General features: G+C 71.7%; 8 protein-coding genes. All 8 read left to right on the top strand.

Translation table 11 applies throughout. The features are described from left to right. Nucleotides 1–2: 2 nt before the first annotated feature. From bcsZ to HAV18_RS28840, 8 genes are read left to right on the top strand one after another with little or no spacing between them, the layout of a single operon-like run. Nucleotides 3–1,232 (top strand): cellulose synthase complex periplasmic endoglucanase BcsZ, encoded by a 1,230-nt coding sequence (bcsZ, locus tag HAV18_RS28875; RefSeq protein WP_166962956.1) that lies wholly within the window; start codon nt 3–5, stop codon nt 1,230–1,232. Then, nucleotides 1,217–5,098, top strand: a complete 3,882-nt coding sequence (locus HAV18_RS28870; protein ID WP_166962954.1) for a cellulose synthase subunit BcsC-related outer membrane protein — start codon at nt 1,217–1,219, stop codon at nt 5,096–5,098. The genes bcsZ and HAV18_RS28870 overlap by 16 nt, the downstream gene beginning before the upstream one ends. An 11-nt stretch (nt 5,099–5,109) precedes the next feature. Then, nucleotides 5,110–7,071 (top strand): cellulose biosynthesis protein BcsE, encoded by a 1,962-nt coding sequence (bcsE, locus tag HAV18_RS28865; RefSeq protein WP_166962952.1) that lies wholly within the window; start codon nt 5,110–5,112, stop codon nt 7,069–7,071. Then, on the top strand, nt 7,068–7,286 hold the full coding sequence (locus tag HAV18_RS28860; RefSeq protein ID WP_166962950.1) for a hypothetical protein: 219 nt from the start codon (nt 7,068–7,070) through the stop codon (nt 7,284–7,286). Before bcsE ends, HAV18_RS28860 begins: the two co-directional genes overlap by 4 nt. Further along, nucleotides 7,283–8,062, top strand: coding sequence for a cellulose biosynthesis protein BcsQ (bcsQ, locus tag HAV18_RS28855; protein WP_166962948.1), 780 nt, complete (start codon nt 7,283–7,285; stop codon nt 8,060–8,062). The genes HAV18_RS28860 and bcsQ overlap by 4 nt, the downstream gene beginning before the upstream one ends. Further along, complete coding sequence (bcsA, locus tag HAV18_RS28850; protein WP_166962946.1) at nt 8,059–10,596, top strand: UDP-forming cellulose synthase catalytic subunit; 2,538 nt, start codon at nt 8,059–8,061, stop codon at nt 10,594–10,596. The genes bcsQ and bcsA overlap by 4 nt, the downstream gene beginning before the upstream one ends. A 27-nt stretch (nt 10,597–10,623) precedes the next feature. Continuing rightward, a complete protein-coding gene (bcsG, locus tag HAV18_RS28845; RefSeq protein WP_166962943.1) occupies nt 10,624–12,180 on the top strand; it encodes a cellulose biosynthesis protein BcsG in 1,557 nt (518 codons plus the stop codon). Then, nucleotides 12,162–12,365 (top strand): hypothetical protein, encoded by a 204-nt coding sequence (locus tag HAV18_RS28840; protein ID WP_059526954.1) that lies wholly within the window; start codon nt 12,162–12,164, stop codon nt 12,363–12,365. Before bcsG ends, HAV18_RS28840 begins: the two co-directional genes overlap by 19 nt. The last annotated feature ends 40 nt before the right edge of the window (nt 12,366–12,405 follow it).

Raw genomic sequence — 12,405 nt, 5'->3', positions numbered from 1 at the left:
GGATGGCGCGGGTTATGGCGAAGCGACGGGCAACGCGGCCGGCGCGACGCGTCGGCGCGGCACTCGCGCTGGCGGTGGCGCTCACGTGCGCGGGAACCGGCATGGCCACGCGCGCGCAGGCCGCGGGGGCCCGTGCGGCCGACGCGACCGACGCGGGATGCGGCGCGGCGTGGCCGCGCTGGGACGCGTTCAAGCGCGATTTCATCTCGGCCGACGGCCGCGTGATCGACGTCGGTTCGGCCGATTCACGCACGGTGTCGGAGGGGCAGGCGTATGGACTTTTCTTCGCGCTGGTCGCGAACGACAGGCGCATGTTCGACACGATCCTCGCATGGACCGAGAACAATCTCGCGCAGGGCGACCTGAGCGCGCACCTGCCGGCGTGGCTGTGGGGCCGTGCGCCCGACGGCGCGTGGCGCGTGCTCGACGCGAACGCGGCGTCGGACGCCGACTTGTGGATCGCGTATGCACTCGTCGAGGCCGGGCGGCTGTGGCACGAGCGCAGCTACACGGCGCGCGGCGCGCTGCTCGCGAAGCGCGTGCTCGACGTCGAGACGGCGAGCGTGCCGGGCCTCGGCCTCACGCTGCTGCCGGGGCCGACGGGGTTCAAGCTGGCCGACGGCCAGTGGCGTGTGAACCCGAGCTATTCGCCGCCGCAGGTGATTCGCGCGCTCGGCGCGCGGCTGCCCGACGACCGGCGCTGGGCCGCGCTCGCCTCCAGCACCGGGCGCGTGCTGCTCGACACCGCACCGAAAGGCTTTTCACCCGACTGGGCGTTGTATCGCGCGGGCACGGGTTTCGGGCCCGATCGCGAGACGCATGCGGAGAGCGCGTACAACGCGATCCGCGTGTATCTGTGGGCCGGCATGCTCGACCGCGCCGATCCGCTCGCCGCGCCGCTGCTCGCGCGTTTTGCGCCGTTCGCCGACTACATCGCCGCACACGGCGCGCCGCCGGAGAAGGTCGACACGACGACGGGCGTCGCGGGGCCGAACGACGGCAACGGCGGATTCTCGGCGGCCGCCGTGCCGTTCCTCGACGCGCGCGGCCAGCGCGCGCTCGCGGATGCCCAGGCGGCGCGTGTCGATACGCTCGCGCGCCAGTCGGCGCCCGGTTACTACACGAACGTGCTGACGCTGTTCGGGCTCGGCTGGCGCGACGGACTGTACCGGTTCGGCGCGGACGGCACGCTCGATACCCGTTGGGGAGGCCGTTCGTGCGCCGCCCGCTGAAGCGCGCCGCGCCGCACGTCGTGGGATTCGCGTGGCTCGCGTCGTCGGTGTGCGCGGCGGCGCCGGGCACCGCACCGGACGCGACGATGGCGACCCGCGCGACGCCGGCGACCTCCGCGTCCGCCGATGCGCAGCGTCAGCTCGACACCGCGCGGATGTGGGGCGTCAAGCATCGCGACGACCTCGCGCGCGATGCGTTGCGCAAGGGGCTGCTGATCGCGCCGGGCGATCCCGACCTGCTGGCCGAACAGGTTCGCGTGCTGCTGCGGCTCGGCGACGCGAAAGGCGCGCAGGCCTCGCTCGCGCGCCTGCAGGCGCAGTCGCCGAATGCGCCCGCCACACGGCGGGCCGCCGACGAATATCAGGTTGCGACGAGCGGGCGCGGCGAGATGGCGCAGATCCGTCTGCTCGCGCGCAGCGGCCGTTCCGACGAAGCGGCCCGGCGGATCGTCGCGCTGTTTCCGAACGGCGCGCCGGAGGGCGCACTCGGCGCCGAGTATTACCAGATCGTGTCGAATGCACCGGGCGGGCGCGAGCCGGCGATCGCCGCGCTGCGCCGCGCGATCGCGGCCGACCCGCAGGACACGAGTGCGGCGATGGCGCTCGCGCGGCTCCTGAACCAGCGCGCCGACACGCGGCCGGAGGCGAACCGGCTTGCGTGGGCGCTCGCGAAACGCGCCGACGCCGACCATACGGAGGCGATGGCCCTGTGGCGGCGCGTGCTGCAGTCGGCCGGCAACGATCCCGCGTATCTCGACGGGCTGCATGCGTATCTCGCGCTCGTGCCGGACGACACCGAATTCGTCGATCGCGTGGCGGCACTGGATCGCAAGCGCGATGCGCAGCGCCGGCTCGAACGCAACCCCGACTACATCGCGCAGCAGCGCGGCCTGCAGGCGCTCGCGCGCGGCGACCTGGCCGGCGCCGATCCGCTGCTGACACGCGCCGCGCGAGCGCGCGCGGACGACGCCGACGCGCTCGGCGGGCTCGGCCTGCTGCGCCTGCGCGAAGGGCGGCACGACGAAGCGCGCGCGCTGTTCACGCGCGCCGCGGCGCTCGCGACCGACCAGCGCGGCAAATGGCAGGGCCTCGCGCGCACCGCGCAGTTCTGGGGGCTGCTCGCGCAAGGCCGCGCGGCGGCCGCCGCAGGACGTGCGCAGGACGCGGAGCGCGCGGCCCGTGCGGCACTCGCGATGCAGCCGGACAGTCCGGATGCGAAGCTGCAGCTCGCCGATGCGTTGCTCGCGCAGCGCGACTGGGCGCGCGCGGAGCCGTTGCTGCGCGAGCTGCTGGCCGCGCGTACGCCGACCCTCGGCGCCGTGCGCGACACGGCCACGCTGTATCAGAACACCGGCCGCGCGGACCGGATCGGCCCGCTGCTCGACGCGCTGCAAGGCCGCGTGACGGGCCGCGACGACCGGCGTGCGCTCGACGGCCTGCGTGCGGATCTGCTCGCGGATCAGGCGCGCGCGCTGGCGGACAAGGGCGAACGCGGGCCCGCCGCGCAGCGCTACGAGGCGGCCGTGCGCGCGGCGCCCGACGCCCCGTGGACGCGCTTCGCGCTCGCGCGCCTTTATCGCGACATGGGGTTGCCGCAGCTCGGCCGTACGGTGATGGACGACGGGCTCGCGCAAGGCGCGACGCCCGAGATGCGCTACGCGACCGCGCTGTATCGCAGTTCGCTCGACGACGTGGCGGGTGCGCAGGCCGCGCTCGCGCCGGTCGACGACGCGCACCGTTCGGACGGGATGCGCGCGCTCGCGCGCAAGCTCGATGCGCAAGGCGCGCTCGCCGACGCACGCAATGCGCTCGCGCGCGGTGACCGCACGGCGTTCGCCGCATCGCTCGCACAGGCGCAGGCGAGTGCGCCGGACGATCCCGACATGCTCGCCGCGATCGGCGCGCAGTGGATCGACGCGGGCGAGCCGGATCGCGGCCTCGCGCCGTTGCACGACTGGATCGCCGCCCACCCGCGCGAAGCCGATGCGGACGTGCGGCTGCGCTATGGCGACCTGCTCGGCAGCGCGGGGCGCGACGACGCGCTTGCCGCGTGGCTCGACACGCTGCGCCGGGAACCGTCGCTGACGCCCGCGCAGACGGCGCGGATCGACGACCAGTCGCTGCGGCTCGTGTTGCGGCAGACGGACGATGCGATCGCGCAGCAGGATTACGCGCAGGCGAGCAAGCGGCTCGATCGTGCGAGCCCGGTCGGCCGCGCGGACAAGCGCTATGCGCTCGAACTGGCCGATCTCGAACGCGCGCAAGGCCATTACGACGCGGCGCGCGATGCGCTCGCGCCGGTCGTCGCGCGCACGCCGGACGATGCGGATACGCAGCTCGCACTGGCACGCATCGACGAGGACAGCGGCAACCGTGCCGCCGCGCTGGCGCGCGTGCAGGCGGTGCTCGCGCGCACGCCGGACGACGACGTCGACACGCAACTGTCGGCCGTGCGCCGGCTGAATGCGCTGCGCCGCGCGGACGAAGCCGTGCAGGTGACCGACCGGCTGCATGCCGCGTATCCGGCGCGCGCCGACGTGACGGTCGCGGCCGGACGCGTGGCCGAGGTGCAGGGCCGCTATGACGACGCGGCGTCGCTGTACCGGTTGTCGCAGTCGCAGGAGCGCGCGACGGGCGTGAGCCCGGGCCGCGACGGCCTGACGCCCGCGCAGGCGGCGTTCGCGGATCTCGCGCAGCGGCGCAATCCCGAGATCGAGACCGGCTGGACGCCCGCGTACAAGTCGGGCGACGAAGGCATCTCGTCGTATCGCGCGCAGCAGGTGCCGATCTACGTGCAGATGCCGATCCGCTACGACGGGCACGTGTTCGCCCAGATCGACACCGTGCATCTCGACCCGGGCACACTCGATACGAGCGACCCGAACGCGTATTCGCTCCAGACATTCGGCACCTACGCGGCGCTCAAGGCACAGAACGCGCTGACGCCCGCATCGATCGCGAATCCGCCAGGCTCGCTGCACCAGACGGCCACGGGCGTCGCGCTCGGCGCCGGCTATCTGACGGACGCATGGCGTTTCGATCTCGGTACGTCGCCGCTCGGTTTCCCCGTGCATTACCTCGTCGGGGGCGTGCGCTATCGCTTCGACGCGGGCCCGGCCAGTTTCTCGGTGAACGCGTCGCGGCGCCCGGAAACGAGCAGCGTGCTGTCGTACTCGGGGATGCGCGACCCGTGGACGGGCGCGGTCTGGGGCGGCGTGCGCCGCGACGGCGTGAACCTGCGCGCGTCGGTCGACGTCGGCCGCACGAACCTGTTCGCGGAACTCGGCGCGGGCGTGCTGTCCGGCCGCAATGTGGAACGCAACGCGGAAGTCACGCTGCGCACGGGCTTCACGATGCCCGTGTACGAGCGCGCGACGATGAAGGTCAGCACGGGGCTCGTCGGCAATGCGTGGCATTACGCGGAGAACCTGCGCTATTACACGTACGGGCAGGGCGGTTACTACAGCCCGCAACGCTACCTGTCGCTCGGTGTGCCGATCGAATGGGCGGGGCGGCACGATGCGCTGTCGTGGGACCTGACCTTCACGGGCGGGATCTCGAACAGCTACGAGAAGGATTCGCTGTATTACCCGATGTCCTCGGACCAGCGGGCCGCGCAGGTGGCGGCCGGGTTCGTGTACGCGGGCAGCTCGACGCGCGGCGTGTCGTTCTCGTACGGAATCAACGGGATCGTCGAGTACCGCGTGAACCCGCACCTGAGTGTCGGCGCGCAGCTGCAAGTCGACCGCTCGCACGACTATGCGCCGAGTTCGGCGCTCGTGTACCTGCGCTATGCGTTCGACGCGCGCGCGCCACGCAGCTGGCTCGTCACACCGACGCCGGTGCGGCTTTATTCGGATTACTAGGGGAACGCGCCGTGAATACGGAATTCGAAGCCACCCGTCCCGTGCTCGGCGCCGCCGGCCTGCTGGGCCGCCTGCGTGCGCTGCTGGGCGCGGGGCCGGCCGGCGGTCGCGCCGGCACGGCGAGCCGGCTCGCGATCGACGGCTTGCCCGACGCCTGGACACAGCTGGAAGCCGGCGGCCTGTACGCGATCTACGCGGCCGGCGGTACACCGGCCTGCGATGCGCTCGTGTGGGAAAGCGCGCGACAGGCGCGCACGCGCGACGTGACGGTGGTGCTCGCGCGCGACGCGGCACACGTCGCCGAACAGATGCAGGCACGCGGCTTCGCGGACGGCGCGCAGCCGGCCGGCTGGCCGCGCAACCTGAACGTGCTGGCGATGCCGCCTGCAGCCGAGCCGGCCGGCGGTGACGGCGCAGGCGCAACGACCGACGCCCCCCGTCGCGCGGCACCGGGCCCGTTCGCGCGGCTGACCGGCGGCCTGCGCGCGATGAAGCGTTATGGCTTTCGCGCGCGCTCGCTGTATTTCGTCGAGGGCGCGCAGCGCTGGTTCAGCTGGGACGACCCGATCGCGCTCGCCGACGAGGCGCACGCGCTTGCCGACTGGTGCCGCACGCGCCGGATCGCGCTCGTGCTGCTGCTCGACCCCGAGGCGACCCGTGCGGGCGACGCGGCACGCACCGACGATGCACCGCTCGTGCGCGATGCGGATCGCACGCCGCGCAGCGGTTTCCACGGTATCTGCTCGGGCGTCGCGCAGTTGCAGCGCACGCACGGCGAGATGCTGTGGATCGTCGATTTCTGGCGCGCGGGCGATACGCTCGCGGCGGGCGAGGTACGGCCGCTGCGCTTTGCGCCGGGCGGCCGGCTGTCGGCGAGCATCGACGGCGGCGCGACCGAGCCCGCGCACCGGATGAAGCTCGCGAGCGACGAGGATCGCGTGGTCGTCAGCCGCGCGGTGCTCGATGGCACGAACCGCGCGCCGGAGGGCTGGGAAATCGTCGAGGACAACGCGGCCGTCGTCGCGGCGTGCACGCATGCCCAGGCTGCGACCGCGGTGCTCGTGTTCCGTTCGCATGCACAGCTCGAAGCGCTGTGCGCGGACGTGCACGCACTGCGCCGGCAGTGCGGCGGCGCGCTGAAGATCGCGATCGTCGAGCGCGGCGAAGTGCTGCGCCAGCAGTTCGAGATGCTCGTGCTGAGCGTCGGCGCGAGCCGCGTCATCGCGCGCGACCTGCCGGTATCGCGGATGCAGGCTGCCGTGCACGCGCTGCGCGGCCAGCTCTATGCGCGGCCCGTCGCGGCCGACTATCGCGCCGCGCTCGCGGCCGCGCTCGGCGATTCGGTGCTCGGCTATCTGCCGGTCGGCGCGTTCTGCCTGCGGATTCGCGCGGTGCTCGATCGCGGCGCCGTGCTCGCGCTGCCGCACACGCTCGCGAAGATCGCGCTGCTGCCCGGCGTGTCGCACGTCGACGCGCTGCGGCATTGCCGGCCGCGCCGCGCGGGCGACGTCGTGACGGCCGATGCCGCGCACCTGTACGTGTTCCTGTTCGCGTGCGAACCGGTGGACGCGGAGGACGCGCTCGCGCGCATCTTCGACGTGCCGATCGACACGCTGTCCGACCGTGTCGTGTGCCTCGGGCAGGGCAGCATCGATACCGAACTCAATGCGCTGAAGGCCGAGAACCGGCGTGCGCCAATTGCCGACTACAGCGATTTGTTCGCGGCCGCGCAGCCGGCGGGCGCCAAGCGCCCACCGCTCGTGCGCGCCGGTCCCGGCGAAGCGTTGCCCGACGCGAGCGAAGTGAGCGGTGCGATCGATACGATCGACACGATCGTCGCGCTCGAGGCGATCGGTGCGACGCCGGAGGCCGCGGCGGCCGACGCATCGGCGCCGGAACCCGTCATTCTCGCCGCGCGCAAGCGCAGCGCCATCCGCAGCGCGATGCCGCTGCGCAAGCAGGGGGTCGCATGATCGCCGAACTCGTCATCGGATTCGTCGTCGGCATCGCGATCGCGGTGCCGGTGTGGATCGTCGCGCAGCACCTCGGCATCGGCCGCGGCTTTCATGCGCCGCGCGGGATCGACCGGCGCGACGCGGTGCCGTGCGAACTCGTGCCGGTCGCGCTGCGCGGGCGGCTGCTGCCCGGCGCCGAGCGTGAAGAGCGTGACAGTGAGGCGGCCCGATGAAGACGATCGCGATTACATCGACGACCGGGGGCGCGGGCCGCACGACGCTCACGGCCGCGCTCGCCGTGCTGCTGGCGCGCCGCGGCCGGCCGGTCGTCGCCGTCGAATTCGATGCGCAGAACCTGATGGGCGCGACGCTCGGCCTCGACACGCTCGCCGAGCACGGCCTCGCGCAGAGCGTGCTCGGCGGCGCCGAGCCGTGGCATGCGCATACGTGGCGTAACGTCGACGGCGTGCTGTTCGTGCCGTACGGGCAGGTCGACGCGGCCGGCGCCGCCGCATGCGATGCGCGGCTCGCGGCCGATCCCGCGTGGCTGTCGCGCGCGCTCGACGAGATCGCGTTGCCGGCCGACGGCGTCGTGCTGATCGACACCGCGCGCTATCCGTCGACGCAGGCCGAGCAGGCGATTCGCCGCGCGGACCTGACGCTCGTCGTCGTGCCGCCCGAGCCGGCCGCCTGCGCGACGACGGCCGCACGGCTCGGTGCGCTCCGGGCGGGCGGCGGCGAACTGCAGATCGTCGTGAACCGGCTGAATCCGGCGCGCGACATGCAGCGCGACGCGCTCGCGATGCTGCGCGCGGTCGCGGGGCCGGCGTCGATGCTCGAGCAGCGCATTCACGTCGATGCGGCCGTGCCCGAAGCGCTCGCGCGCGGCAGCTGGATCTTCGACGACGCGCCGTATTCGCAGGCGTCGCACGACCTGAACGGCGTCGCGAACTGGGTCGATACATGGCTGGCGGCGGGTGCCGCCGGTCGCCGCGGAGCAGCGCGATGAACGCGGGCATCGCGCCGCGCCTGCGCGCATTCGGTCGCCGCGCGGCCGACTGGCTCGCACGCGGCATCGGGTTGCCGGCGCAACGCACGCTGGTGGACTGGCTCGTGCGGCTGTTCTTCCACGCACCGCCGCCGGGCCGGCCCGATCACGTGCGCCGCTGGGTGCGCGTCGCGTCCCTGCGGCTGGCGCAGGAGTGGGGCGTGCTGCAGCCGCTCAGCCCGCGCGAATGGCTATGGCGCGCGATCGTGCGGGCGCCGCGCGCGGCCGACAGCCGTCCCGCGCGCGATCCGCTCGCGTGGTTCGACAAGTATGTCGTGCCCGTCTACGTGGCCGGGCGCGCGGTCGGCCGGCGCATCAACGCGTTGCTCGAGCGCCTGCCGTGGGTGCGCTGGGGCGGCTGGCTGGATGCGCGCGCCAACGGCGTCGGCCGGCGCCGCTGGCTCGCGCCGCTGCTGCTGACGGCCGGTGCGCTGTTGTGGGCCGCGGCCGGGATGTCGCCGCTGATGCCCGGCGCACAGTTCGCGTTCTTCGCGATCGTCGCGGTGCTGGCGCTCACGCTGCGCCGCCTGCCGGGCCATCTGCCGACGTTGGCACTTGCATCGCTCGCGCTGCTCGCGACCGTGCGCTACGTGTGGTGGCGCACCACGCAGACACTCGATTTCCGCGGCCCGGTCGAGGCCGTCGCAGGCTACCTGCTGTACGGCGCGGAAGCCTATACGTGGATGATCCTGCTGCTCGGCTTCGTGCAGACCGCGTGGCCGCTCGACCGGCCGATCGCGCCGCTGCCCGACGATCCCGATACCTGGCCGAGCGTCGACATCTACATCCCGACCTATAACGAGCCGCTGTCGGTCGTGAAGCCGACGGTGTTCGCCGCGCAGAGCATCGACTGGCCGAGCGCCAAGCTGCGCGTGTACCTGCTCGACGACGGCAAGCGCCCCGAATTCGAGGCGTTCGCGCGCGAGGCCGGCATCGACTACGTGACGCGCGACGACAACCGCCACGCGAAGGCCGGCAACATCAACCGCGCACTGCCGAAGACGCACGGCGAATACATCGCGATCTTCGACTGCGATCACGTGCCGACGCGCTCGTTCCTGCAGACGACGATGGGCGTGTTCCTGCGCGACCCGAAGTGCGCGCTGGTGCAGACGCCGCACCATTTCTTCTCGCCCGATCCGTTCGAGCGCAACCTCGGCACGTTCCGCGAGATCCCGAACGAGGGCAACCTGTTCTACGGCCTCGTGCAGTCGGGCAACGACCTGTGGAACGCGACGTTCTTCTGCGGTTCGTGCGCGGTGCTCAAGCGCAGCGCGCTGGAAGAGGTGGGCGGTGTCGCGGTCGAGACCGTCACCGAGGATGCGCACACGGCGCTCAAGCTGCACCGGCGCGGCTATACGTCGGCGTACCTGCCGACCGTGCAGGCGGCCGGCCTCGCGACCGAAAGCCTCGCGGGCCACGTGAAGCAGCGCACGCGCTGGGCGCGCGGGATGGCGCAGATCTTCCGCATCGACAACCCGTTCCTCGGGCGCGGGCTCGGCCTGATCCAGCGGATCTGCTACGGCAACGCGATGCTGCACTTCTTCTACGGGATTCCGCGGCTCGTGTTCCTGACGATCCCGCTCGCGTACCTGTTCTTCCACCTGTACTTCATCAACGCGTCGGCGCTTGCGCTCGCGAGCTACGTGATCCCGTACCTGGTGCTCGCGAACGTCGCGAACTCGCGGATGCAGGGGCGCTACCGCCATTCGTTCTGGGCCGAGGTCTACGAGTCGGTGCTCGCGTGGTACATCGCGCTGCCGACCACCGTCGCGTTCTTCAGCCCGAAGCACGGCAAGTTCAACGTGACCGACAAGGGCGGCAAGATCGACGAAGGTTACGTCGACTGGTCGACGTCGAAACCGTATCTCGTGCTGTTCGGGCTGAACGTGCTCGCGATCCTCGCCGGCGTCTGGCGGCTCGTGTCCGACCAGGGCGACGAGGCGTCGACGATCCTGATCACGCTCGGCTGGACCGTGTACAACCTCGCGATGCTCGGCGCGGCGCTGGCGGTTGCGCGCGAGACCAAGCAGGTGCGCGTCACGCACCGGATCGCGATGCGCGTGCCGGCCATGCTGCTGCTGGCCGACGGGTCGACGGCCGCATGCTTCACGAGCGACTACTCGACCGGCGGCCTCGGCCTCGAAGCGGTGCCGGGGCTGCCGCTCGCCGTCGGCGACACGCTGACGGTGTGCGTGACGCGCGGCGACCGGCCGTTCCCGTTCCCGGTGCGCGTGAGCCGCGTGACGCCGACCCATGTCGGTGTGAGCTTCGAGGAACTGACGCTCGAACAGGAGCGCCAGCTCGTGCAATGCACGTTCGGGCGCGCGGACGCGTGGCTCGACTGGCACGAAGGCGAGCGCCTCGACACGCCGCTCGGCGGGCTGAAGGAAGTGTTGCGCATCGGCCTGGACGGCTATGTACGGATGTGGAAGGGTGCGGCGCGCGGCCTGCAGGCCATGCTGGCGCCGAAACTCGATCGGGCGCGCGACTGACGCGGCGCTCATCATGGAGTGGGTTAGATGACGTTCTGGAATCTGTATTTCATCCTGAAGTTCGGGCTGTTCGCGACCGGGCACCTGCAGCCGTTCTGGCTCGCGAACCTCGCGTTCGCGGTGGCGCTCGCGGTGAGCGCGCCGATCCGGCGGCGCGCGTGGCGCATCGTCCGGCAGCTCGCCGCGATCGGGATCGCGGTGCCGCTGCTCGCGCGCGAGCTGCATGCGCCGCCGCTTGCCCGTCTCGCCGAGGCCGCGCAGGAAGTCAGCACGTTCCGCCTCGACTACTGGATGGAGCTGCTGCCGCGCCTGCTGCCGCCGGTGCTGCTGTTGACGGTGGCCGGCGTGCTGATCGTCTACTTCGTCGTCAACCGCTGGCTGCGCGTCGCGACGTTCGTACTGGCCGTGCTGATCGTGATGCCGCTGTGGCAGGCCGGCAGCGGGCTGATGGCGCGCGTCGTCGCACCGGCCCCGCAGCAGGCGAACGCGGCGGGCACGACGCTCGCCGGCCAGCCCGAGGATCATAACGCCGCGCTCGCGACGTTCCGCACGCAGGAATCGCAGCGCCAGGTCGCGTTCGGCCATCTCGGTAACGATCCGGCCGCACAGTTCGACGTGATCGTGCTGCACATCTGCTCGCTGTCATGGGACGACCTCGATGCCGCGAAGGTGCGCAACCATCCGATGCTGAGCCATTTCGACTACCTGTTCTCGAACTTCAGCACGGCCGCGAGCTACAGCGGCCCGGCGGCGATCCGGGTGCTGCGCGCGAGCTGCGGGCAGGAAGCGCACGCCGACCTGTACAAGAGCACGCCGCAGCAGTGCTACCTGTTCTCGCAACTGGCGAGCGCCGGTTACTCGGTGCAGTCGCTGCTGAACCACGACGGCCACTTCGACAATTTCCTGCAAGTGATCCACGACAACATCGGCGTGGCCGATGCGCCGATGATCTCGAACGCGGCCGCGCCCGTTGCGATGCATGCGTTCGACGGCTCGGCGATCAAGGACGACTACACGACGCTCGCGAACTGGTATGCGCAGCGCGCGTCGGTGCCGGGCCCGGTCGCGTTGTACTACAACACGATCAGCCTGCATGACGGCAACCGGATCGTCGGCAGTTCGCTGACGAGCATCGATTCGTATCCGCAGCGCGCCACGAAGCTGATGGACGACTTCGACCGCCTCGCCGACCTGATCGCGCAATCGGGCCGCCGCGCGGTGATCGTGTTCGTGCCCGAGCACGGTGCCGCGCTGCGCGGCGACAAGTACCAGGTCGCGGGCCTGCGTGAGATCCCGACGCCGCGCATCGTGCACGGGCCGGTCGGTGTGCGGCTCGTCGGCTTTGCCGGCAACCACGGCGCGACGACCGTGATCGACCAGCCGACCAGCTTCCTCGCGCTCGCGCAACTCCTGTCGAACCTCGTGTCGAACAGCCCGTTCAAGCCCGGCACGACGCTCGCGCAATATGCGGCCGACCTGCCGCGCACGCGGATGGTCGGCGAGAACGAGGGCACGGTGACGATGCAGACGGCCGAGGGCTACTCGGTGAAAACTCCGGATGGCGTATGGATCGACGAACAGTAATGCTTCACGGGGACGGCGACGACGATCGCCTGTCGCAACCGAACGACGTGCTCGGCCTCGCGCGGCATCTGCCCGCGCTCGATCCCGAGCGTTATGTCGACGAGCAGGCGCGCCGCGCGTTCATCGAATCGCTCGACCGCTGGCCGACGCTCGCGAAGCTGATGGGATTGAAGCCGTCAACGTAAAACGGCCGGCATGCGTGCCGGCCGTCGCTTGCTTGCTTGC

Origin of the sequence: Burkholderia sp. D-99 (genome assembly GCF_011605345.1) — a bacterium.
Taxonomy (GTDB): domain Bacteria; phylum Pseudomonadota; class Gammaproteobacteria; order Burkholderiales; family Burkholderiaceae; genus Burkholderia.
Note: the sequence above shows the minus strand (reverse complement) of the source record. Positions and strands in the feature narration are given on the sequence as shown.